Annotated in this window: 17 protein-coding genes and 1 pseudogene; 10 read left to right on the plus strand and 8 right to left on the minus strand. The window is 72.9% G+C overall.

Annotated features, from left to right (window positions below; genetic code table 11):
- The 3 genes from HYE82_RS16510 to HYE82_RS16520 all read left to right on the plus strand — a co-directional run.
- Positions 1-1,926: ABC transporter ATP-binding protein (locus tag HYE82_RS16510; protein ID WP_256987313.1), on the plus strand; the 1,926-nt coding region annotated here is incomplete at its 5' end.
- Between the two features lie 204 nt (positions 1,927-2,130).
- A complete protein-coding gene (locus HYE82_RS16515) occupies positions 2,131-2,484 on the plus strand; it encodes a hypothetical protein (protein ID WP_179174832.1) in 354 nt (117 codons plus the stop codon).
- A gap of 85 nt (positions 2,485-2,569) precedes the next feature.
- Positions 2,570-4,036: an aminopeptidase gene (locus HYE82_RS16520; protein WP_179174833.1), complete on the plus strand. Its 1,467-nt coding sequence runs from the start codon at positions 2,570-2,572 to the stop codon at positions 4,034-4,036.
- Between the two features lie 81 nt (positions 4,037-4,117).
- On the opposite strand, the gene HYE82_RS16525 is transcribed toward HYE82_RS16520, so the two are convergent.
- Both HYE82_RS16525 and HYE82_RS16530 read right to left on the minus strand, forming a co-directional pair.
- Complete coding sequence (locus HYE82_RS16525) at positions 4,118-6,004, minus strand: glycoside hydrolase family 3 protein (protein WP_179174834.1); 1,887 nt, start codon at positions 6,002-6,004, stop codon at positions 4,118-4,120.
- Positions 6,005-6,014: 10 nt separating this feature from the next.
- Positions 6,015-6,974, minus strand: a complete 960-nt coding sequence (locus HYE82_RS16530) for a LysR family transcriptional regulator (RefSeq protein WP_256987314.1) — start codon at positions 6,972-6,974, stop codon at positions 6,015-6,017.
- Between the two features lie 82 nt (positions 6,975-7,056).
- Here HYE82_RS16530 and HYE82_RS16535 point away from each other — a divergent pair, with 82 nt between their 5' ends.
- The gene (locus tag HYE82_RS16535) at positions 7,057-7,971 is read left to right on the plus strand and encodes an EamA family transporter (protein ID WP_179174835.1); all 915 of its coding nucleotides are present in this window, start codon (positions 7,057-7,059) and stop codon (positions 7,969-7,971) included.
- Here HYE82_RS16535 and HYE82_RS38150 read toward each other — a convergent pair.
- Positions 7,922-8,419 (minus strand): annotated as a pseudogene (locus tag HYE82_RS38150) (GNAT family N-acetyltransferase); the annotation flags it as partial. The gene HYE82_RS16535 and the pseudogene HYE82_RS38150 overlap by 50 nt on opposite strands.
- Before the next feature lie 358 nt (positions 8,420-8,777).
- On the opposite strand from HYE82_RS38150, the gene HYE82_RS16545 reads away from it, so the two are divergent.
- Positions 8,778-11,021, plus strand: a complete 2,244-nt coding sequence (locus HYE82_RS16545) for an ATP-dependent RecD-like DNA helicase (protein WP_179174837.1) — start codon at positions 8,778-8,780, stop codon at positions 11,019-11,021.
- A 166-nt stretch (positions 11,022-11,187) separates the two neighbouring features.
- Positions 11,188-12,477, plus strand: a complete 1,290-nt coding sequence (locus tag HYE82_RS16550; RefSeq protein WP_179174838.1) for a citrate synthase — start codon at positions 11,188-11,190, stop codon at positions 12,475-12,477.
- A gap of 447 nt (positions 12,478-12,924) precedes the next feature.
- Here the strand turns inward: HYE82_RS16550 and HYE82_RS16555 are convergent, their stop codons facing one another.
- From HYE82_RS16555 to HYE82_RS16575, 5 genes are all read right to left on the minus strand, one after another.
- Positions 12,925-15,231: a cation-translocating P-type ATPase gene (locus tag HYE82_RS16555; protein WP_256987315.1), complete on the minus strand. Its 2,307-nt coding sequence runs from the start codon at positions 15,229-15,231 to the stop codon at positions 12,925-12,927.
- 188 nt (positions 15,232-15,419) lie between these two features.
- Positions 15,420-15,653 carry a heavy-metal-associated domain-containing protein gene (locus HYE82_RS16560; RefSeq protein WP_179174840.1) on the minus strand — a complete coding sequence of 78 codons (234 nt, stop codon included), beginning with the start codon at positions 15,651-15,653 and terminating at the stop codon, positions 15,420-15,422.
- A 207-nt stretch (positions 15,654-15,860) separates the two neighbouring features.
- The gene (locus HYE82_RS16565; RefSeq protein WP_179174841.1) at positions 15,861-16,058 is read right to left on the minus strand and encodes an AlpA family transcriptional regulator; all 198 of its coding nucleotides are present in this window, start codon (positions 16,056-16,058) and stop codon (positions 15,861-15,863) included.
- A gap of 421 nt (positions 16,059-16,479) precedes the next feature.
- On the minus strand, positions 16,480-17,490 hold the full coding sequence (locus tag HYE82_RS16570) for a Gfo/Idh/MocA family protein (protein WP_179174842.1): 1,011 nt from the start codon (positions 17,488-17,490) through the stop codon (positions 16,480-16,482).
- Positions 17,491-17,558: 68 nt separating this feature from the next.
- The gene (locus tag HYE82_RS16575) at positions 17,559-18,473 is read right to left on the minus strand and encodes a sugar phosphate isomerase/epimerase (protein WP_179174843.1); all 915 of its coding nucleotides are present in this window, start codon (positions 18,471-18,473) and stop codon (positions 17,559-17,561) included.
- Between the two features lie 42 nt (positions 18,474-18,515).
- Here HYE82_RS16575 and iolC point away from each other — a divergent pair, with 42 nt between their 5' ends.
- From iolC to HYE82_RS16595, 4 genes are read left to right on the plus strand one after another with little or no spacing between them, the layout of a single operon-like run.
- Entirely contained in the window at positions 18,516-19,463 is a 948-nt protein-coding gene (iolC, locus tag HYE82_RS16580; RefSeq protein ID WP_309144340.1) for a 5-dehydro-2-deoxygluconokinase, read from the plus strand.
- The gene (gene iolB, locus HYE82_RS16585; RefSeq protein ID WP_309144341.1) at positions 19,460-20,416 is read left to right on the plus strand and encodes a 5-deoxy-glucuronate isomerase; all 957 of its coding nucleotides are present in this window, start codon (positions 19,460-19,462) and stop codon (positions 20,414-20,416) included. Before iolC ends, iolB begins: the two co-directional genes overlap by 4 nt.
- A complete protein-coding gene (gene iolD / locus HYE82_RS16590) occupies positions 20,413-22,281 on the plus strand; it encodes a 3D-(3,5/4)-trihydroxycyclohexane-1,2-dione acylhydrolase (decyclizing) (RefSeq protein WP_179174844.1) in 1,869 nt (622 codons plus the stop codon). Before iolB ends, iolD begins: the two co-directional genes overlap by 4 nt.
- Positions 22,282-22,294: 13 nt before the next feature.
- Complete coding sequence (locus HYE82_RS16595; protein WP_179174845.1) at positions 22,295-23,794, plus strand: CoA-acylating methylmalonate-semialdehyde dehydrogenase; 1,500 nt, start codon at positions 22,295-22,297, stop codon at positions 23,792-23,794.
- Positions 23,795-23,916 lie beyond the last annotated feature (122 nt).

Below are 23,916 nucleotides of genomic sequence, written 5' to 3' on the forward strand. Positions count from 1 at the left end.
AGAGACAGGCCATCGAGTGCGGGGGCCCCCGGCGCCGGCGGGCCCCCGCACTCGATGGCCGGGGCCGTGGCCGGGATGCCGGCCACCCCGGAGCTGCTCGCCAAGGTGGCGTCGCTGCCGCCCGCCGACGACGCGCCGGACGTCGACGAGGCGCGGGCCGCGGCCGCCGAGGACAGCTACAACCTGCGCCGCCTGCTGCGCGGCTTCTGGGCACCGCTCGCCGTCAGCCTCGGCCTGGTCGCCGCGGACGCGGGCGCCGGCCTGCTGCTGCCGGTCCTGATCCGGCACGGCATCGACCAGGGCGTGGAGCAGGCCGCGCTCGGGGCCGTCTGGGCGGCGTCGCTCCTCGCCCTCGCGGTGGTCCTCGGCCAATGGGCGGCCCAGTTCGCCGAGACCAGGATGACGGGCCGGACCGGTGAGCGCGTGCTGTATGCGCTCCGCGTGAAGATCTTCGCCCAGCTCCAGCGCCTCGGCCTCGACTACTACGAGCGCGAGCTGACCGGCAAGATCATGACGCGGATGACCACCGACGTCGATTCCCTGTCGACGTTCCTGCAGACCGGTCTGGTCACCGCCGTCGTCTCCGTCTTCACCTTCTTCGGGATCCTCGTCGCCCTGCTCGTCCTCGACGTCGAGCTCGCGCTGATCGTCTTCGCCACCCTGCCGGTGCTGGTCGTCGGCACGATCGTGTTCCGCCGCAAGTCGGTCGCCGCGTACGAGCTCGCCCGCGACCGGGTCAGCCTGGTCAACGCCGACCTCCAGGAGTCCGTCTCCGGGCTCCGCATCGTCCAGGCCTTCCGCCGCCAGGGCTCGGGCGCCGCCCGCTTCGCGGAGCGCAGCGACTCGTACCGCGAGGCGCGGGTGCGCGGCCAGTGGCTGATATCGGTCTACTTCCCGTTCGTGCAGCTGCTGTCCTCGGGCGCGGCGGCGGCCGTGCTGATCGTCGGTGCGGGCCGGGTCGAGGCGGGCACGCTGACCACCGGCGCGCTGGTGGCGTACCTGCTGTACATCGACCTGTTCTTCGCCCCCGTCCAGCAGCTCTCGCAGGTCTTCGACGGGTACCAGCAGGCGACCGTCTCCCTCGGCCGGATCCAGCAGCTGCTGCGCGAGCCGACCACGACGCCGCTGCCCGCCGACCCGCGCGGGGTGCGGGAGCCGATCGGCGAGATCGCCTTCGAGGACGTGCACTTCGCGTACGGCACGGCCGAGGAGCGCGGCGAGAAGGGCAGTGAGGCCCTGGCCGGAATCAGCCTGCGGATACCGGCGGGGCAGACCGTCGCGTTCGTCGGCGAGACCGGGGCCGGCAAGTCCACGCTGGTGAAGCTGGTGGCCCGGTTCTACGACCCGACCGGCGGCCGGGTCACGGCCGACGGCACCGACCTGCGGGAGCTCGACCTGACGGCGTTCCGCCGCCGGCTCGGGGTGGTCCCGCAGGAGCCGTACCTGTTCGCGGGGACGGTGCGCGACGCGATCGCGTACGGGCGGCCGGACGCGAGCGACGCGGAGGTCGAGGCGGCCGCCCGCGCGGTCGGCGCCCACGACATGATCGCCACCCTCGACGGCGGCTACCTGCACACCGTCGCCGAACGCGGCCGCAACCTCTCGGCCGGCCAGCGCCAGCTGATCGCCCTGGCCCGCGCGGAACTCGTCGACCCGGACGTGCTGCTGCTCGACGAGGCCACGGCCGCCCTCGACCTGGCCACCGAGGCCCAGGTCAACCAGGCCACGGACCGGCTCGCCGGGAAGCGCACCACCCTCGTGGTGGCGCACCGGCTGACCACGGCCGCGCGCGCCGACCGGGTCGTGGTCATGGACCGCGGCCGGGTGGTGGAGGACGGCACGCACGCCGAACTCCTCGCCCGCGGCGGGCGGTACGCCGTCCTGTGGCGGACGTTCCTCGGCGAGGACGAACGCGCCGCGGCCTGAACGGCCCCTCGGCCGGCGTCCGCCCTCCGCCCTCCGCCCTCTGCCCTCCGCCTCCAGGCCCCCCGGATCTTGCTGTGCGCAACCTTCCGGGGGGTTTGTGCGTCGTACGGACGTACGTATGACGCACATAAGTACGCGCAAGGGACCGGGGGCAGTGGGGTGCGCAGAGAGAAGAGGGGCGGCCGGGGGGCCGTCCGCGCGGGGATGTCGACGGCGGTGCTCGCGTTCTGCCTGGGGGGTCTGCTGGTGGCGCCGCCGGCCCGGGCCGCCGAGGGCGGCTGCGGTGGACAGCTCGTCAAGACGCTGCCGTTCCCCGCGGGGGAGGTGCGCGTCTTCAAGACCCGCACCCAGGCGTGTGCCGTCGCCTTCGCACGGGATCCCGGCACGCGCCGGCCGATGGCGGTGAGCATCCAGCCGCGGGGCGGGGTCCCGGTCCGCGACATCGGGCAGTTCACCCGATATGCCGGACCTGTTACCGTCGGCGCGATCAATCGCTGTGTGTATGTGAAGGGGGACATCGGAGTCGGGTCCGCCGAATCCGGCTGGATCCTGTGCTGAGCGCACGTCCCAACTGGGTCTGGTCAGCTGCGTGTTGGCCCCGCTAGGTTCACCTGCGACCGCAGTGAACTGAAGGGGAGGGTGAATGCGCAAGACGCTTGGCCGGCTGCTGCCGCTTGCCGTGCTGATCGGCACCATGGGCACGGCCGGTTTCACGGCTCAGGCAGCCACCGCCGCAGAGCCGGCCGCCGCAGCGCCGGCCACCGCCGGACAGGCCGCCGCCACGGACATCAAGGACCGGATCCTGGCGATCGAGGGCATGAGCCTGATCGAGGAGAAGCCGTACCCCGGCTACCGCTTCTTCGTGCTGAACTACGAGCAGCCGATCGACCACCGCCAGCCGGGGAAGGGCACCTTCAAGCAGCGCATCACCCTGCTGCACAAGGACGTCTCCCGGCCCACGGTGTTCTACACCTCGGGCTACAACGTCAACACCAACCCGCGCCGCGCCGAGCCGACGACGATCGTCGACGGCAACCAGGTGTCGATGGAGTACCGCTTCTTCAACCCGTCCCGCCCCGACCCGGCGGACTGGTCGAAGCTGGACATCTGGCAGGCGGCCAGCGACCAGCACCGCATCTTCACCGCGTTGAAGAAGCTCTACCCGAAGAACTGGCTCGCCACCGGCGCCAGCAAGGGCGGCATGACCGCGACGTACTACGAGCGCTTCTACCCGCGCGACATGGACGGCATCGTCGCGTACGTCGCGCCCAACGACGTCGTCAACAAGGAGGACTCGGCCTACGACCGGTTCTTCGCCAAGGTCGGCACCAAGGAGTGCCGCGACAGGCTGAACGGCGTCCAGCGCGAGGCGCTCGTGCGCCGCGAGCCGCTGGAGGCCAAGTACGAGGCCGCCGCCGCCCAGAACGGCTGGACCTTCAACACCGTCGGAACCCTCGACAAGGCGTACGAGGCCGTCGTCCTCGACTACGTGTGGGCGTTCTGGCAGTACAGCCTGCTGTCCGACTGCGGCACCGTCCCCGCGGACGCCAAGGCCGCGAGCGACCAGGAGATCTGGGACTCGATCGACGCGATCTCCGGCTTCTCGGCCTACGCCGACCAGGGCCTGGAGACGTACACGCCGTACTACTACCAGGCCGGCACACAGCTCGGATCGCCGGACATCAAGCAGCCGCACCTGAAGGGGCTGAGCCGGTACGGCTACCAGCCGCCGCGCAACTTCGTGCCGCGCGACATCCCGATGACCTTCCAGCCGGGGGCCATGGCGGACGTGGACAACTGGGTGAAGAACAACGCGAACCAGATGCTCTTCGTCTACGGGCAGAACGACCCGTGGGGTGCAGAACCGTTCCGCCTCGGGTACGGGGCCCGCGACAGCTACGTGATGACCGCGCCCGGTGCCAACCACGGGGCCAACGTCTCCAAGCTGCAGGAGGGCGAGAAGGCGCTGGCCACGCAGCGGATCCTGGAGTGGGCCGGGGTCGCCCCGACCGCCGCGGCCCTCGACGCGGGCCGGGCGGCGCCGCTGGCGAAGCCGGACGCCCAGCTCGACCGGCAGGACCTGGAGCGCGGGCAGCAGCTGCGGCCGTGACCGGTTCCCCCTGCGCCGCGCCGCGGGCCGGCGCGGGGCAGGGACGGCAGGGACCACCCGCGCCGCGGGCCGGCGTACGGATCAGCCGTACGCCAGCCCGTGGCCCAGCGGATAGCGGCCCGGCACCGGGACCGGCAGCCGGCCGACCGGCCGGGCCGCACCGGTGATCACCCGGGCCGCCGCCCGCATCTCCACGTCCGACCAGGTGTACGTGGCCAGCTCGGCCGCGCACTCCGGCAGCCGCGCCGGGTCGTAGGGGTTCCGCAGCGCCACCACGACCACCGGCACCCCGGTCGCCACCAGGTCCGCCACCAGCGTGCGCTGCGGGCTGTCCCCCTCCGGCACGTTGTGCGTGCACACCAGCACCGCCGCCTTGCCCCGGGCCGCCGCCACCGCCCGCTCGGACGGCACCGCCGTCGCCCGGCAGCCGAGGGCGGTCAGCTCCTTGGCCAGTACCACCGTCGGGGGGCCCGTCGTACCGCTGGGGGAGGCCGGGTCGGCCCCGGTGACCAGCAGTGCGGGCGCCGCCGCCGGGTCCAGCGGGAGCAGCTTCTGCGGATTGGCCAGCAGCGTCGTCGTACCCGCCGCGATCTCGTCCGCGGCGGTCAGGTGCGCCGTCGTGCCGACGGCCGCGTCCACCCGCCCCGCCGTGGTCTGCGGCCGGTCGAACAGGCCCCGGCGCGCCTTGAGTTCCAGGATCCGCAGCACCGACTCGGCGATCCGGGTCTGCGTCAGCTCGCCCGACTCCACCGCGGCGACCACGCTGCGGAACGCGAGCCCCAGGTCGGGCGCGTTCAGCAGCTGGTCGCAGCCCGCCTTCAGGGCGAGCACCGGCACCCGGTCGTCCCCGTACTTCTGGCGGACGCCTGCCATGTCGAGGGCGTCGGTGACCACCACCCCGCGGAAGCCGAGGCGTTCGCGCAGGATGCCCGTGACGATCGGCCGCGAGAGGGTCGCCGGGTCCCCCGAGGGATCGAGGGCGGGGAAGACGATGTGCGCCGTCATCACGGCGTCCACGCCCGCCTCCACCGCCGCACGGAACGGCGGCTCGTCCAGCTCCTCCCACCGGGCCCGGCTGTGCGTCATCACCGGCAGCCCGACGTGGCTGTCGGTCGCGGTGTCCCCGTGGCCGGGGAAGTGCTTGGCCGTCGCGGCCACCCCCGAGCCCTGGTAGCCGCGCACCTGGGCGGCGACCAGGGCGGCCACCGCCTTCGGGTCGGAGCCGAAGGACCGGACGCCGATCACCGGGTTGGCCGGGTTCACGTTCACGTCGGCCACCGGCGCGTAGTCCTGCCGGATGCCCATCGCGGCCAGTTCGGCGCCCGCGATGCGCGCCGCCCGCCGGGCCTCGGCGGTGGCCGACGCCTTGCCGCCGCGCGCACCCAGGGCCATCGCCCCGGGCAGCAGGGTCGCGGGCTTGCCGACCCGGGCCACCGCGCCGTGCTCCTGGTCGATGGAGAGCATCAGCGGGATACCGGCTCCCGTGGCCGAGGCCGCCTGCTGGAGGCCGGCCGACAGGTCGGCGATCTGCTGCGGGTTACGGGTGTTGCCGGCCCAGGAGAACAGGACGACCCCGCCGAGGTGGTAGCGGGAGATCAGCTCGGCGGCGGTGCGCACCCCGAACTGCGACAGGTTCTTCTCGGCGTCGGCCGGGTCGGGCCCGGTCGCGGAATGCCCGAAGGCCCGGGACACGAAGAGCTGCCCGACCTGCTCGGTCAGGCTCATCCCCGCCACCACGCGGCGCAGTTCGGCCAGGTCGGGGGCCGGGCCGGGGGCACGGTCGCCGGGGCGCGCATCCCCGCGGTGGGCACCCCCGGAGCCGCCGGGGGTGCCCGAGGGGCCGGAGGCGCCGGAGGGGGCGGTGGCGTCGGAGGAGCTGCCCAGGGCGTAGGAGACCGCTCCGGCGGCTGCGGCGGCGGCCACGGCGGCCGCGGTGAGCAGGGACCGGCGGGAGGCGTGGTTCGGCACGCGCCGGACGCTACTGCGCAGTCGCGCTCCCGCCGTCGAGGACACGTCGGGGGTCCCCCGGACGGGCCGATTCCGCTGCCGCCCAGTGCTCCTGCAGGGTGCGTACGGCCTCCGTGATCGCCGGCCGGCGGGCCGCCCCCGTCCGCCACAGGGCGTACAGCCTGCGTACGGGAGCCGGTTCGAGCGGCACGGCCACCGCGCCGGGCGGCAGCGCGCCGGTGCCCAGGCGGGGGACGACGGCCACCCCGAGCCCGGCCGCGACCAGGGCGACGATCGTGTGGTTCTCCTCGGCCACATGGGCGATGGCGGGTTCGAAGCCGGCCGTGCGCAGCGTCCGCACCAGCCAGTCGTGGCAGACCCGGCCGGGTGGCTGGCACACCCACCGCTGGCCGCCGAGGTCCGACCGGCGGATGACGGCCCGTGCGGTGAAGGGGTGGCCCTCGGGTACCACCAGGTCGCACGGGTCGTCCCCGATCACGGCCTGCTCGACGCCCTCGGGGGCGGGCAGCGGGGCGATGTCCCAGTCGTGGGCCACCGCCAGGTCGCTGACTCCGCGGGCCACGAGGTCCACCGACAGGTGGGGGTCCACCTCCGTGAGGCGTACGTCCAGAGCGGGATGACGGCGTGCCAGGTCCGCCAGCACACCGGGCAGCAGACCGCGTGCCGCCGAGGCGAACGCCGCCACCGTGAGCAGTCCGCTCGGCTGCCCGCGGCGCTCCTCCAGGGTGGTCTCGGCCCGCTCCACGATCGCCAGCAACTCGCGGGCGGTACGGGCCAGGTGCCAGGCCTCCTCGGTCAGCGCGACCCCGCGCCCGCGCCGCTCCAGCAGCGTGGTGCGGGTCTCCCGTTCCAGCTTGGCGATCTGCTGGGAGACGGCCGAGGGCGTGTATCCGAGGGCGGCCGCCGCGCCCGCGACCGAGCCGTGGACGGAGACGGCGTGCAGGGCGCGCAGCCGGGACAGGTCGAGCATGCCCCAACCGTAAGCAATGCTTCATCCATTGCGGAAGAGATGCGCGCTGGTGGTACACGGTGGTGGCGCCGATGCTCGGAGCATGCGTCCAGTTCACACGGCTCTCGCCGTACTCGTCGCCGCCGTCTGGGGCGTCAACTTCGTGGTCATCCAGATCGGGCTCGGCCACTTCCCGCCGCTGCTGCTGTCCGCCCTGCGCTTCCTCGCCGCCGCCCTGCCCGCGGTGTTCTTCGTCGGGCGGCCGAAGGTCGCGTGGAAGTGGGTCCTCGGCGTCGGCGCCGCCCTCGGCATCGCCAAGTTCGGCCTCCTCTTCACGGGGATGGCCGCCGGCATGCCGGCGGGGCTGTCCTCCCTCGTCCTCCAGGTGCAGGCCGTCTTCACCGCCGTCCTCGCCGCCGCCGTGTTGCGGGAGCGGCCCGGCCCGGTCCGGCTGGCCGGCATGGCCGTCGCCCTCGCGGGGATCGCCGTGGCCGCCGCCGACGGGGGCGCCTCCGGGCCGGTGCTCGGCTTCACCCTGGTCGTCGCGGCCGCCGCCTGCTGGGGCGTGTCCAACGTGCTGACCCGCAAGGCGGCCCCGCCCGACGCCCTGAACTTCATGGTCTGGGTGTGCACCGTGCCCGTGCTGCCGCTGTTCGCGCTGTCGCTGCTGCTGGAGGGGCCCGAGCGGGACCTGGCCGCGCTGCGGGCCCTGGACTGGTCCGGGGTGGGCGTCATCGCCTACGTCGCCTGGATCTCCACCGTGTTCGGCTTCGGCGCCTGGGGGTACCTGCTGCGGCGCTACCCGGCCTCGGCCGTCGCCCCGTTCTCCCTGCTCGTGCCGGTGTTCGGGATGTCCTCGGCGGCTCTGGTGCTGGGCGAGAGCGTGTCGGGGCTGCGGTGGGTCGCGGCGGTGCTGCTGGTGGGCGGGGTCGCGCTGACCTCGCTGGCCCCGGCGCGGCAGCGGTCCGTCAGTGCGGGGAGCCGTCCTGCAGGGGCAGCCGCCAGTCCTGCCCCGTGAGGGTGACGCCGTACGAGTGGTGCGGCCGCTCGGCGACCAGCGTGAACCCGGCGCGCCGGTAGAGGGCGCGGGCGGAGGCCAGTACGTCGTTGGTCCACAGGACGAGCTCGCGGTAGCCGGCCGAGCGGGCGAACTCCACCACCGTGTCGACCAGCAGGCTGCCGATGCCGTGCCCGCGGCCCTCCGGCTCCACCAGCAGCAGGCGCAGCCGGGCCGTGCCGGGCGATGCGTCCTCGCGTACGCACATCACCGAGCCGGCCGGCCGTCCGTCCAGCTCGGCGATCCAGACGCGCTCCAGGTACGGGTCGTGGTCCTCGGCGAAGTCCGCGACGATACGGGCCACCAGGGCCTCGAAGTCCGTGTTCCAGCCGTACTCGGCGGCGTAGAGCGCGCCGTGCCGCTGCACGATCCAGCCCAGCTCGCCGGGCTCCGGGTCCCGCAGCCGTACCTGTCCGCCGGAAGTGTCCATGGCGCCCGAGGATAGCGCGCGGGCCTGGGCGAAACGCCTGGTTCGCGGCGGGCCGCGGGCACTGCGGAGGCGTCCGCAGCCCGCCCGAGGTAATGGAAACGCAAAGTTCCGATCGGGGGTGCAACCCCGGGGCGCGCAGGCGGGTCGTACGGTGCGTCGGCACTTCCGGGGTGGGATCCGGGGGGATCGGGAAGTCCGGCAAGGGAGGGGTAACCGTGGAGGGGGTCCGGCCGGGGAGGCCGGGTCCCCTTCTGGTGTTGCGGGTCCCGTTCCCGGGCGGGGCGTGGTTTTCCACAGGCCTGCCGGTCTTGTCCGAGGCGGACGGTAGCTTCGTGCCATGACAAGCAACGGGGCGGTGCAACCGGCAGTGGTCGAGGGGGTGCTGGAGCGCATCACCTACGCCAACGAGGAGAACGGCTACACGGTCGCCAGGGTCGACACCGGCCGCGGCAGCGGCGACCTGCTCACGGTCGTGGGCTCGCTGCTCGGCGCCCAGCCCGGCGAGTCACTGCGCATGGAGGGCCGCTGGGGCTCCCACCCCCAGTACGGCCGGCAGTTCAGTGTGGAGAACTACAGCACCATCCTTCCCGCCACCGTCCAGGGCATCCGCCGCTACCTCGGATCCGGCCTGATCAAGGGCATCGGCCCGAGGATCGCCGACCGGATCGTGGAGCACTTCGGCACCGACACCCTCGACGTCATCGAGGCCGAGCCGAAGCGGCTCATCGAGGTGCCCGGCCTCGGCCCCAAGCGGACGAAGATGATCGGCGCCGCCTGGGAGGAGCAGAAGGCCATCAAGGAGGTCATGGTCTTCCTCCAGGGCGTCGGCGTCTCCACCTCCATCGCCGTGCGCATCTACAAGAAGTACGCCGACGCCTCCATCTCGGTGGTGAAGAACCAGCCCTACCGGCTCGCCGCCGACGTCTGGGGCATCGGCTTCCTCACCGCGGACCGCATCGCGCAGGCCGTCGGCATACCGCACGACAGCCCCGACCGGGTCAAGGCCGGGCTCCAGTACGCCCTGTCCCAGTCCACCGACCAGGGTCACTGCTTCCTCCCCGAGGAGCGGCTCATCGCCGACGGGGTCAAGATGCTCCAGGTCGACACCGGGCTGGTCATCGAGTGCCTCGCCGAACTCGCCGCCGACCCGGAGGGCGTCGTACGGGAATCCGTGCCCGACCCCGAGGGCGGACCGGACGTCACCGCCGTCTACCTGGTGCCCTTCCACCGGGCCGAGCTGTCCCTGGTGGGCCAGCTGCGCCGGCTGCTGAACGCCGAGGACGACCGGATGGGCTCGTTCCGGCAGGTGGACTGGGAGAAGGCCTTGGGCTGGCTGGCCGGGCGCACCGGGGCCGACCTGGCACTCGAGCAGCGCGAGGCCGTCAAGCTGGCGCTGACCCGCAAGGTCGCCGTCCTCACCGGCGGACCCGGCTGCGGCAAGTCCTTCACCGTGCGCTCGATCGTGGAGCTGGCCCGGGCCAAGAAGGCCAAGGTCGTGCTCGCGGCGCCCACCGGCCGCGCCGCGAAACGGCTGTCGGAACTCACCGGCGCCGAGGCCTCCACCGTGCACCGGCTGCTGGAGCTCAAACCGGGCGGAGACGCAGCGTACGACCGGGACCGGCCGCTCGACGCCGACCTGGTCGTGGTCGACGAGGCCTCGATGCTGGACCTGCTGCTGGCGAACAAGCTGGTCAAGGCGGTGGCGCCGGGCGCCCACCTGCTGCTGGTCGGGGACGTGGACCAGCTGCCCTCGGTCGGCGCCGGCGAGGTCCTGCGCGATCTGCTGGCGGACGGCAGCCCCGTGCCCGCGGTCCGTCTGACCAGGATCTTCCGCCAGGCCCAGCAGTCGGGCGTGGTCACCAACGCGCACCGGATCAACACCGGCCTGCCGCCCCTGACCGACGGCCTGCCGGACTTCTTCCTCTTCCCCGAGGAGGACGGCGAGGAGGCGGGACGGCTGGCCGTGGACGTGGCCGCGCGCCGCGTCCCGGCCAGATTCGGCCTCGACCCGCGCCGCGACGTGCAGGTGCTCGCGCCCATGCACCGCGGCCCGGCCGGCGCGGGGAACCTCAACGGCCTGCTCCAGCAGGCCATCACCCCGGCCCGGCCGGACCTGCCCGAGAAGCGGTTCGGCGGCCGGGTCTTCCGGGTCGGAGACAAGGTCACCCAGATCCGGAACAACTACGAGAAGGGCGCGAACGGCGTCTTCAACGGAACGGTCGGCGTGGTCACCGCTCTTGACCTGGTCGAGCAGCGCCTGACGGTGCGGACGGAGGAAGATGAGGAGGTCGGGTACGAGTTCTCCGAGCTGGACGAGCTGGCGCACGCGTACGCGGTGACCATCCACCGGTCCCAGGGAAGCGAATACCCGGCGGTGGTGATCCCCGTCACCACCGGGGCTTGGATGATGCTCCAGCGCAACCTGCTCTACACGGCGGTGACGAGGGCGAAGAAGCTGGTCGTCCTGGTCGGGTCCCGAAAAGCCCTGGCCCAGGCGGTGCGTACGGTTTCCGCAGGCAGGAGGTTCACGGCGGTCGCCTCTAGGCTGTCCGGCCGCATACCGGCGGTAAACAAGGCCTAGGGTTTCCGCATTCGGCGCGGAGGGGGCAGGATAAGCAGGTTGACGGCACTCAGTGCCGCCAAAATGCCTTAGGCCGACCCCGAGTGCACTCTCCTGCGCCAGATGGGGGAAGGTAGAGGAAGTCAGGGCACCTCGAAGAAGAGGCACTACGTCGGTGAGGGATGACGTGAGCGACAACTCTGTAGTACTCCGGTACGCGGACGGTGAATACACCTACCCGGTGGTCGAGAGCACCGTCGGTGACCAGGGCTTCGACATCTCGAAGCTGAGGGCCCAGACGGGGCTCGTCACCTTGGACAGCGGCTACGGCAACACGGCCGCCTACAAGTCTGCGATCACCTACCTCGACGGTGAGCAGGGCATCCTGCGCTACCGCGGCTACCCGATCGAGCAGCTGGCGGAGCGCTCGACCTTCATCGAGGTCGCGTACCTGCTGATCAACGGTGAGCTGCCGACCGTCGACCAGCTCGCGTCGTTCCGCAACGAGATCACCCAGCACACCCTGCTGCACGAGGACGTCAAGCGGTTCTACGACGGCTTCCCGCGTGACGCGCACCCGATGGCCATGCTGTCCTCCGTGGTCAGCGCGCTGTCGACGTTCTACCAGGACAGCCACAACCCGTTCGACGAGAAGCAGCGCAACCTCTCGACGATCCGCCTGCTGGCCAAGCTGCCCACGATCGCGGCCTACGCGTACAAGAAGTCGGTCGGCCACCCGGTCGTCTACCCGCGCAACGACCTCGGCTACGTCGAGAACTTCCTGCGCATGACCTTCTCCGTGCCGGCCCAGGAGTACGAGCTCGACCCGGTCGTGGTCTCCGCGCTCGACAAGCTGCTGATCCTGCACGCGGACCACGAGCAGAACTGCTCCACCTCCACGGTCCGCCTGGTCGGCTCCTCGCAGGCGAACATGTTCGCCTCGATCTCCGCCGGCATCTCGGCCCTGTGGGGCCCGCTGCACGGTGGCGCCAACCAGTCCGTGCTGGAGATGCTGGAGGGCATCCAGCGCAACGGCGGCGACGTGGACTCCTTCATCCGCAAGGTGAAGAACAAGGAGGACGGCGTCCGCCTGATGGGCTTCGGCCACCGCGTATACAAGAGCTTCGACCCCCGCGCGAAGATCATCAAGGCTGCGGCGCACGATGTCCTCTCCGCCCTCGGCAAGTCCGACGAGCTGCTCGACATCGCCCTGAAGCTCGAAGAGCACGCGCTCTCCGACGACTACTTCGTCCAGCGCAACCTGTACCCGAACGTGGACTTCTACACGGGTCTGATCTACCGCGCCATGGGCTTCCCGACCGAGATGTTCACCGTGCTCTTCGCGCTCGGCCGCCTGCCCGGCTGGATCGCCCAGTGGCACGAGATGATCAAGGAGCCGGGTTCCCGCATCGGCCGCCCGCGCCAGATCTACACGGGTGTCGTCGAGCGCGACTTCGTGCCGGTCGAGGCCCGCTGACCCCAGCGGCCCCGATCCGACGGGCCGGCCCTGCGCGGCCGGCCCCGTCCGGCGGCCGACCCGGTCGGCTTCCGGTCCCGGAACAGCGGAAAGCGCCCCGCCGTCGATCCCCCCACGGGTCGACGGACGGGGCGCCTTCCTTTTCCCCGGCGCCGGATTCCCCCCACGGGATCCGAGCCGGGTGTCGGCGAGGAGCGCAGGCCGGGTGCGCTCCGGTGGGTGTCTGCCGGGACCCGTACGGGTCGGGAGGGCCGCTCAAAGCACCCCGTTGAGCACGCGTCCCGGCCGGCCGATGCCACGGATGTCCCCCAAGACCCCCGTCGAACGTCCCCCAAGACGTTCCGGCATCGCCCCATTAGACCCACTGCGGGGCCCAATGGTTACGTTGGCATCACTGTGATCTGCGTCTCCTGTGAAGGAAGTGTGCGCAGAGTGAGAAGAGGCGCCTCAGCGAAAGGATCGCAGACGCAGGCTGTTCGTCACCACGAAAACCGAGGAGAAAGCCATCGCGGCCCCCGCGATCATGGGGTTGAGCAGGCCGGCAGCGGCGAGCGGCAGCGCCGCCAGGTTGTAGCCGAAGGCCCAGAACAGGTTGCCCTTGATCGTGCCGAGGGTCCGGCGCGAGAGCCGGATCGCGTCGGCGGCGACCCGCAGGTCCCCGCGGACGAGGGTGAGGTCGCTCGCCTCGATGGCGGCGTCCGTACCGGTGCCCATGGCCAGCCCCAGGTCGGCCTGGGCGAGCGCGGCCGCGTCGTTCACGCCGTCGCCGACCATGGCGACCGTGCGCCCCTCGGCCTGCAGGCGGCGTACGACGTCGGCCTTGTCCTGGGGGAGGACCTCGGCGATCACCTCGTCGATGCCCACCTCGCGGGCCACCGTCTCGGCCACCGCCTTGTTGTCGCCGGTCAGCAGGACCGGCGTGAGGCCGAGCGCCCGCAGCCGGGACACCGCCTCCGCGCTGGTCTCCTTGACCGCGTCGGCCACCGTCAGGACCCCGCGCGCCGCGCCGTCCCAGGCCACGAGGACGGCGGTGCTGCCTGCGGCCTCGGCGGCTGCCTTGGCCTCGGCGAGGTCGGCCGGCAGGGTGATCGACCTCCCCCGAGGACCTCCGACGAGCTCCGGTCCGGGGGGTGCCCCCATGGCGAGCAGCCGGGGGCGGCCCACCAGGACCGCGTGGCCCTCCACGACGCCCTGGACGCCGAGGCCGGCGAGGTTCTCGAAGGACTCCGGCACCGGCAGGGCGCCGACGCGGTCGGCCGCCCCGGCGGCGACGGCCCGGGCGATCGGATGCTCGGAGGCGTGCTCCAGGGCGCCGGCGAGGCGCAGCAGCTCGGCCTCGTCCGTGCCCTTGGCGGGGTGGACGCCGGCCAGCGCCATCCGGCCCGTGGTGACCGTTCCGGTCTTGTCGAGGACGACGGTGTCGACGCGGCGGGTGGACTCCAGCACCTCGGGCCCCTTGATCAGGATGCCCAGCTGGGCGCCGCGCCCGGTGCCGACCATCAGCGCGGTCGGGGTGGCGAGACCCAGGGCGCAGGGGCAGGCGATGATCAGTACGGCCACCGCGGCGGTGAACGCGGCGGTGGCGTTGCTCGTGATCAGCAGCCAGGTGACCCAGGTGCCGAGGGCGAGGAGCAGGACGACGGGGACGAAGATCCCGGAGATCCGGTCGGCGAGCCGCTGCACCTCGGCCTTGCCGTTCTGCGCCTCCTCGACGAGCTTGGCCATGCGGGCCAGCTGGGTGTCGGCGCCGATCCGGGTGGCCTCGACGACGAGGCGGCCGGAGGCGTTGACGGTGGCGCCGGTGACGGAGTCGCCGATCCCGGTCTCCACCGGCACCGACTCGCCGGTCAGCATGGAGGCGTCCACGGCGGAGCTGCCCTCGACGACGGTGCCGTCGGTGGCGATCTTCTCGCCGGGGCGGACGACGAACCGGTCGCCGACCGCGAGGGCGCTCACGGGAATCCGCACCTCGCGGCCGTCGCGCAGCACGGCGACGTCCTTCGCTCCGAGCTCCATCAGGGCCTTCAGCGCGGCGCCCGCCTTGCGCTTCGAACGGGCCTCCAGGTAGCGGCCGAGCAGGATGAAGCTGACGACGCCGGCGGCGACCTCCAGGTAGATGGTGGAGGAGCCGTCGGTGCGGGAGATGTCGAAGTCGAAGCCGTGGCGCATGCCCGGCATGCCGGCGTGGCCGAAGAACAGGGCCCACAGGGACCAGGCGAAGGCGGCGAGGGTGCCGACGGAGACGAGGGTGTCCATGGTGGCGGCGCCGTGCCCGGCGTTGGTCCAGGCGGCTCGGTGGAAGGGCAGCGCGCCCCAGACGACCACGGGTGCGGCGAGCGTCAGCGAGAGCCACTGCCAGTTGTCGAACTGGAGGGCCGGGACCATGGCGAGCAGGATGACGGGCAGCGAGAGCGCGGCGCAGACCAGTAGCCGTTGGCGCAGGGCGGCCGTCTCGGGGTCCGCCGCCGACCGCTTCGGCGCCTCGGCTTCCGCTTCCGTTCCGGCCCCGGGCAGCGGGGCCGGCGGCGGGGGCTCCTCGGCGGTGTACCCGGTCCTGACGACGGTCGCGATCAGGTCGGCCACCGTGGTGGCGGTTCCGTAGGAGACCCGGGCCTTCTCGGTGGCGTAGTTCACCGTGGCGCTGACGCCGTCCATCCGGTTGAGCTTCTTCTCGATGCGGGCCGCGCAGGAGGCGCAGGTCATCCCGCCGATCGTCAGCTCGACCTCGGCGGTTTCGGCGGGCGCCGCCGCCATGGGTCCGTCGTGCACCGTACTGCTGCTGCCGGTACCGCTGCTCGTACTCGTGCTCGTGCTCGTGCTCATCATCCGGCTCCAAGGGGGTTCCGGGCCGTACGGTCCAGTATCAGCTGGAGGTACGGCCCGGTCGGGTGCTGCGGAGGTGCTGGAGGTACTGGAGGCTTGGCCGCGGAGGGCGGGAGGCCTCAGGCGCGGCCGGCGAACTCGTAGCCGGCCTCGTCCACGGCGGCGCGGACGTCCTCGTCGGCGAGCGGCGCCGCGGAGACCACGGTGACCTCGCCGGTCGCGGCGACGGCCTTGACCGAGGTGACGCCCGGCAGGGCGGAGAGCTCGGTGGTCACCGCGCCCTCGCAGTGGCCGCAGGTCATGCCCGTCACCTGGTAGACGGTGGTGGTCCGGGTGTCCGTCTCGGCGGTCATGTCGTTCTCCTCTTCGAAGGTGCGTCCGGTGCCTGCCGGAAGGGGGTGGCAGCGCGGGGCTGTCACTCCACGGTCCTCCCGACACTCGGAGACTATACCCCTAGGGGGTATGAATGCGAGAGGCGGGGGCGTTTTCCGGTACGGCGGAACCCTCGCCCGGGGGCGATCCCGGCCGGGAGGCGACCCTGCCCGGGGCCGGCGGTGCGGTCACGCGTCGCGGCGCCGGTTGCCGGGGCGGCGGGCCACCCAGGCCCGGATCGTGTCGGCGTACCAGTAGGGCTTGCCGCCCTCCACGTGGTCGGGCTCGGGAAGCAGCCCGTGCTTGCGGTACGAGCGCACCGAATCCGGCTGGACCCGGATGTGGGCGGCGATCTCCTTGTACGACCACAGCTGTCCGTCGCTCATCGGCGACACCTCCTCGTCCACGCGCGCAGGCCGGGCCGGGAGGCCGGCGGGGGAGCCCGGCGCGTGGACACAGACGATCTCTCGGGTTGTGTTGGGACAACGACGGAGCGTGAGGGCGGGGGAGGGTTGTCGAATGTCTGTGACGGAAAAACCGCACGATGCGGACATGTGTGATGCGCGGAGGGACTCCCGTGACGGGTGAGGCAGGGGTGCCCCCGGGCTCCGCCCGGGGGCACCCACCAGGCCCGCGCGCCACCACGCCCTTGTCCCCGGGGCCGCCCGTGCCTCGGGCACCGTGCGTCGGCGGGCAGCCCCGTGCGTCGGCCAGGCCCGTGCCTCGGGCAGCCCTGTGCGTCGGGCAGCCCTGTGCGTCGGGCGGGCCCCGCCGGCCGGGAGAGGTCCGCCGGGCAGGATGCCGTCGTCAGCGGTACAGGGCCGGCCGGTCCACCAGCTCCACCGGGGTCCGGACACCGCTGCGCCCGGCCGCGATCCCCGCCTCGCAGACGGCCGCCGCCGCGTAGCCGTCCCATGCGTCGGGCCCGGCCACCCGGCCCCGCACCGCCGCGGCCACCCACCGCCGCAGCTGGCGGTCGTACGCGTCGGCGAAGCGCACGGTGAAGTCCTGCGGGATCGCGCCGGACCGGGCCCCCGCCCGCCGGACGGTCATCGCCCGGACCTCGCCGATGGAGGCGCTGCCCGACTCGCCGACCGCCTCGCACCGGACCTCGTAGCCGAAGCCGCAGTTGACGAAGACCTCCACGTCGACGAGGGCCCCGCCCGAGGTCTCCATCAGGACGAAGCGGGGATCCTGCAGCTCCGCCGGGGCCGCCGAGGTCGGAGACGGGGAGAACACCGACACCGCGGTGACCTCCTGCCCCAGCAGCCAGCGGGTCGCATCGACCTCGTGCACCAGCGAGTCGTTGATCAGGCTGTCGCCGGTGAAGAAGGGCAGGGAGACGGCGTTGCGGTGCCGGCAGTGCAGGAACAGCGGCCGGCCGATCCCGCCCGTGTCCAGCAGTTCCTTGAGCTCCTCGTACTCCGCGTCGTGCCGTCGCATGAACCCGACCTGGACCAGGCGCCGGCCCAGCCGCTGCTCGGCCTCCATCACCCGCAGCGCCCCCGCCGAGTCCGGGGTCATCGGCTTCTCGCACAGCACCGGCAGCCTCCGCTCCAGGGCGAGCCCGATGGCCTCCTCGTGTGCGGCCCCGGGAGAGGCGATCAGGACGGCCTGCACCCCCGGCGCGGCGATCGCGCCCGCCGCGTCCGTGTGGGCGCTCGCCCCGTCCAGGCCGGCCGCGACCTCCTTGGCGCGGTCCCCGTCCGGGTCGGCGACGGCCGCCACCCGGGCCCCGCCGACCGTCCGCCCGATGCGGCGGACATGGTCGGCGCCCATCTTCCCGACCCCGATGACGGCGATGCCGAGCGTGCTCATGTCGTATACCTCCAGGCGGATGGTCAGCGGTCGGACGGCCGGCGGGCGGGTCGTCAGCGCTCAGGTGGTCAACGGGCGCCGCAGGAGCGCAGGTAGGCGCGGGTGCGGCGGGCGATCGGCAGCGGCCGGTCGGGCGGGCAGGGGTACATGTCCTGCTCCACGATGGCGAAGAGGTCCACGCCGAGCCGCTGGGCGGCGGCGAGCACGGGCTCCAGCTCGGGCACCCCGGCCGGCGGCTCGCACATCACCCCCCGGGCCACGGCCGGGCCGAACGGCAACTGCTCCGCGACGACTTCGGCGAGGATCCGCGGATCGACCTGCTTCAGGTGCAGGTAGCCGATCCGCTCTCCGAACGTCTCGATCGCCTGGACGCTGTCGCCGCCGCAGTACGCGTAGTGCCCGGTGTCCAGGCAGAGGGAGACCAGGTCCGGGTCGGTGGCGTCAAGGAAGCGGGCCACGTTCGCCGGGGTGTCGATGTGCGTGTCGGCATGCGGGTGGACCACGATCCGCAGCCCGTGGCGGTCCCGAACCTCCCGGCCCAGCCGGTCGGTCTGCTCGGTCAGTTCACGCCATTGCGCGGCACTGAGCTCCCGGTCCTCCAGCACCTTGCCCGTCTTGTCGTCCCGCCAGAACGAGGGGATGACGACCAGGTGCTCCGCGCCCATGGCCCGGGTCAGCGCCGCGATCCGCGACACGTGCTCCCAGGTCTCCTCCCACACGGCGGGCCCGTGATGGAGTCCGGTGAAGACCGTGCCCGCGCTGATGCGCAGACCCCGCCGTTCCGTCTCGTCGGCGAGGCGGGCGGGATCGGTGGGGAGGTAGCCGTACGGGCCGAGCTCGATCCACTCGTACCCGGCCGCGGCGACCTCGTCGAGGAAGCGTTCCCACGGGGTCTGCTGCGGATCGTCGGGAAACCAGACACCCCACGAATCCGGAGCCGAACCGACGCGGATACGGGTCAACGCGGACGGGGAGGACGTCATGACGGCCACCTTAGGGTGCGAGACGAGCGGGAGGACTTGCCTGTGACCACAGCGGAGGATGTCGTGTTCGACCTCATCACCATGGGGCGGATCGGGGTGGATCTCTACCCGCTCAGAACGGGCGTACCGCTCGCGGAGGCGGACGTCTTCGGGAAGTTCCTCGGCGGCTCGCCCGCGAACGTGGCCGTCGCCGGTGCCCGGCTGGGCCGGCGCACCGCGCTGATCAGCAGGACCGGCGCGGACCCGTTCGGCGAGTACCTTCGGGCAGAGCTGCGGCGGTTCGGGGTCGACGACCGCTGGGTGGCCGAAGTGGCCGCGTACCCCACCCCCTTGACGTTCTGCGAGATGTTCCCGCCGGACCGCTTCCCCCTGTACTTCTACCGCCTGCCGAAGGCGCCGGACCTGGAGATCGGGCCCGACGAACTGGACCGGGCCGCACTGCGGGCGGCGCGGGTGTTCTGGATGACGGGAACCGGCCTGAGTGCCCAGCCGAGCCGGGCCGCCACGCTGGCCGCGCTCGAAGCCCGGGCCAAGACCGGTATCACCGTCTTCGACCTGGACTGGCGGCCGATGCTGTGGGAGGAGGACCCGGCGAAGCCCTACGCGCGGGCCCTCGGCCTTGCCACGGTGGCCGTCGGCAACACGCAGGAGTGCGAGGTCGCGACCGGCGAGTCCGATCCGCACGCGGCGGCGCGGGCACTGCTGGCGGCCGGGGTCGAGCTGGCCGTGGTCAAGCGGGGCCCCGACGGCGTCCTGGCCGTGCACCGCGACGGGACCGTCGCCGAGGCCGCACCTCTGGAGGTGGAGGTGGTCAACGGGCTGGGCGCGGGCGACGCCTTCGGCGGCGCGCTGTGCCACGGCCTGCTGGCGGGCTGGGACCTGGCGCGCGTACTGCGGTATGCGAACGCCGCCGGGGCGATCGTCGCCTCCCGGCTGGCCTGCTCGCCGGCGATGCCGTTCCCCGCCGAGATCGAGGAGGTGCTGGCGTGACGGCCGTGGCCGACCACACCTTGCCGCACGCCCGGCTGCGCGTCCTGACCCTCGCCCCCGGCGGGACGTACGAGCACGAGGCGGGGGAGTGCGAGTGGATCGTCCTGCCGCTGGAGGGCTCCGCACGGGTCCGCTGCGAGCCGCCGGCCCCGGCCGCCGACGTCGCCTCTGCTGCCCCGGCCGCCTCGGTCGCCTCTGCTGCCCCGGCCGAGGCGCCAGGCAGGGCCGGCGGGACCCGGGCGGCCGACGCGGCAGGTGCGCCCGACGCGGCCCTCGTCTTCGAGCTGCACGGCCGGACGTCCGTCTTCGCGGCGGCCAGCGATTTCGCGTACCTGCCGCGCGGCAGCCGCGGCAGCATCACCGCCCCGCAGGGAGGGCGGTTCGCGCTGGCCGGCGCCGTGTGCGAGCGGGTGCTGCCCGCCCGGTACGGTCCGGCCGCCGACGTCCCCGTCGAACTGCGCGGCGCGGGCAGCTGCTCCCGCCAGGTCAACAACTTCGCCGCCGCCGACGCCTTCGACTGCGACCGGCTCATCGCGGTCGAGGTGCTCACCCCCGGCGGGAACTGGTCCTCGTACCCGCCGCACAAGCACGACGAGCACGACCCCGGCCGGGAGTCCCGCCTGGAGGAGGTCTACTACTACGAGATCGCCCCGCACGGAGGCACACCCGGCCTCGGGTACCAGCGTGTCAGCCCCTCCCCGGCCGGGAAGACCGACATCCTCGCCGAGGTGAGGACCGGCGACGCGGTGCTCATCCCGGACGGCTGGCACGGGCCGTCCATCGCCGCCCCCGGACACGACATGTACTACCTCAACGTGATGGCGGGACCGGACCGGGCACGGGAGTGGCTGATCCGCGACCACCCCGACCACTCCTGGATCCGGGACACCTGGCCCGGCCAGGACGTGGACCCCCGGCTGCCCTTCTACCGAGCGGAGGACGAGACCCGATGAGGCTCACCGTCGCCCAGGCCCTCGTCCGCTTCCTCACCCGCCAGTACACCGAGCGGGACGGCCGCCGCCACCGGCTGGTCGCGGCCACCTGGGGGATCTTCGGACACGGGAACGTCGCCGGCATCGGACAGGCCCTCCTGGAGACCGGCCGGCCCGACATGCCCTTCCTCCAGGGGCGCAACGAGCAGGCCATGGTGCACGCCGCCGTCGGCTACGCCCGCCAGAGCGGCCGGCTCTCCGCGCACGCCGTCACCACCTCCATCGGGCCGGGCGCCACCAACCTGGTCACCGGCGCCGCCCTCGCCACCATCAACCGGATCCCCGTCCTCCTGCTGCCCGGCGACACCTTCGCCACCCGGCCCGCCGACCCCGTCCTCCAGCAGCTCGAAGTGCCGTACGCGGGCGACGTGTCCGTCAACGACACCCTGCGGCCGGTCTCCCGCCACTTCGACCGGATCACCCGCCCCGAGGCCCTCGTCCCGGCCGCCCTCCAGGCCATGCGGGTCCTCGCCGACCCCGTCCAGACCGGCGCGGTGACCCTGGCCCTGCCGCAGGACGTCCAGACCGAGGCCCACGACTGGCCCGAGGAGTTCTTCGCCGAGCGGGTCTGGACCGTACGCCGTCCCCGGCCCGCGACGGCCGAGCTGCGGGCCGCCGCCGAGGCGGTGCGCGCCGCCCGCCGACCCCTGCTGATCGCCGGCGGCGGCATCCACCACAGCGCCGCCGAGGACGCCCTGCGCGACTTCGCGGAGGCCACCGGCATCCCCGTCGCCGCCACCCAGGCCGGCAAGGGGGCGCTGCGCCACGACCACCCCGCCGAGGTGGGAGCCGTCGGCCACACCGGCACCGCCACCGCCGACGACCTGGCCCGCGCCGCCGACCTGGTCATCGCCGCCGGCACCCGGCTGACCGACTTCACCACCGCCTCCTCCACCCTCTTCCAGGACCCGGGGGTCCGCTTCCTCGGCCTCAACCTCGACCCGTACGACGCGCACAAACAGGCCGCCCTGCCCCTGGTCGGCGACGCCCGCGAAAGCCTCGACGCCCTGCGCGCCGAGCTGGCCGGCCACCGGGTGGACCCCGCGTACGAGCAGACGTACCGCAAGGCCAAGACCTACTGGGAGGCCCTCGTCGACCAGGCCTTCCACGTCCCCGACGACACCGACCGCCCCACCCAGGCACAGGTCCTCGGAGCCCTCGACGCCCTGGTCGACGACACCGACGTGATCATCAATGCGGCCGGGTCGCTCCCCGGTGACCTGCACAAGCTCTGGCGGGCCCGCTCCCCGCACCAGTACCACGTCGAATACGGCTACTCCTGCATGGGCTACGAGATCCCGGCCGCCCTCGGCGTCGCCCTCGCCGACCCCGGCCGCCCGGTGTGGGCGCTCGTCGGCGACGGCTCGTACCTGATGAACCCCACCGAGATCGTCACCGCGGTGCAGGAGGGCGTCCCGATCAAGGTGGTGATCCTCGACAACCACGGCTACGCCTCCATCGGCGGCCTCTCCGACGCCGTCGGCGGCGAAGGGTTCGGCACCGCGTACCGCTTCCGGGCGGGCGACGGCTCGTACACCGGACCGCCCCTGCCGGTGGACCTGGCGGCCAACGCCGCCTCCCTCGGCATGGCCGTGATCCGCACCCACACCATCGGTGACCTGCGCAAAGCCCTCGCCGAGGCGCGGGAGGCAGACCATCCCACATGTGTCTACGCACAGACCCGAACACCCGACACTGTGTCGGGCCCGCCTCCGGCACAGGCGTGGTGGGATGTTCCTGTGGCCGAGACCGCGACCCGTGCGGCAGCGGTCCGGGCCCGCGAGGAGTACGACCGGCAAGCCGCTCAGCGACGTCGCCATCTGTGAAGGAGCAAAGGCAATGAAGACCGTCAACCACTGGATCGGTGGCAAGACCGTCGAGGGCGCGTCGGGCAACTACGGCCCGGTCACCGATCCGGCCACCGGCGAGGTCACCACCCAGGTCGCCCTCGCCTCGGCAGCCGAGGTCGACGCGGCCGTACAGATCGCCAAGGAGGCCTTCCGGACGTGGGGCCAGTCCTCGCTGGCCGCCCGCACCAAGGTGCTCTTCGCCTACCGGGCGCTGCTCGACGCGCACCGCGACGAGATCGCCGGACTGATCACCGCCGAGCACGGCAAGGTCCACTCGGACGCCCTCGGCGAGGTCGCGCGCGGCCTGGAGATCGTCGAGCTGGCCTGCGGGATCACCACGCAGCTCAAGGGCGAGCTGTCGACGTCCGTGTCGAACCGCGTCGACGTCGCCGCCATCCGCCAGCCGCTCGGCGTGGTCGCGGGCATCACCCCCTTCAACTTCCCGGCGATGGTGCCGATGTGGATGTTCCCGCTGGCCGTCGCCTGCGGCAACACCTTCGTCCTCAAGCCGAGCGAGAAGGACCCGTCGGCTGCGAACAGGCTGGCCGAGCTGGCCAGGGAAGCGGGCCTGCCGGACGGCGTGCTGAACGTGGTGCACGGCGACAAGGTCGCCGTCGACGCCCTGCTCGGGCACCCGGACGTGGCGGCCGTCTCCTTCGTCGGCTCCACCCCCATCGCCCGCTACATCCACACCACCGCCGCCGCCAACGGCAAGCGCGTCCAGGCCCTGGGCGGCGCCAAGAACCACATGCTGGTGCTTCCCGACGCCGACCTGGACGCCGCCGCCGACGCCGCGGTCTCGGCGGCCTACGGCTCGGCCGGCGAGCGCTGCATGGCGATCTCCGCGGTCGTGGCCGTCGGCTCCATCGGCGACGCCCTCGTCGAGAAGATCCGCGAACGCGCCGAGAAGATCAAGATCGGTCCGGGTGACGACCCCACGTCCGAGATGGGCCCGCTGATCACGGCCGCCCACCGCGACAAGGTCGCCTCGTACGTCAAGGGCGCCGCCGACCAGGGCGCCGAGGTCGTCCTCGACGGCACCGGGTACACGGTCGACGGCTACGAGAACGGCCACTGGATCGGCCTGTCCCTGCTCGACCACGTCCGCACCGACTCCGACGCCTACCGCGACGAGATCTTCGGCCCGGTCCTGTGCGTGCTGCGCACCGAGACCTACGAGGAGGGCGTGGCCCTCATCAACGACTCCCCGTTCGGCAACGGCACCGCGATCTTCACCCGGGACGGCGGCGCCGCCCGCCGCTTCCAACTGGAGGTCCAGGCGGGCATGGTCGGCGTCAACGTGCCGATCCCGGTGCCGGTGGGCTACCACTCCTTCGGCGGCTGGAAGGACTCCCTCTTCGGCGACCACCACATCTACGGCAACGACGGCATCCACTTCTACACCCGGGGCAAGGTCGTCACGACCCGCTGGCCCGACCCGTCCGAGGCCCCGGCAGGCGTGGACCTCGGCTTCCCCCGCAACCACTGACCGACCGGCGGGCGGTTCCCCATGCCACCCGCCCGCTGACGGAACCCGCCGCCCCGCGGAACCCCTCGCCGCCCTCACGGCCGGGGGTTCCGCGGTTCAGGGGGTCGGGGCCAGGCCCGGGG

It is taken from the genome of Streptomyces sp. BR123 (assembly GCF_013401435.1).
In the GTDB taxonomy this organism is placed as follows: domain Bacteria; phylum Actinomycetota; class Actinomycetes; order Streptomycetales; family Streptomycetaceae; genus Streptomyces.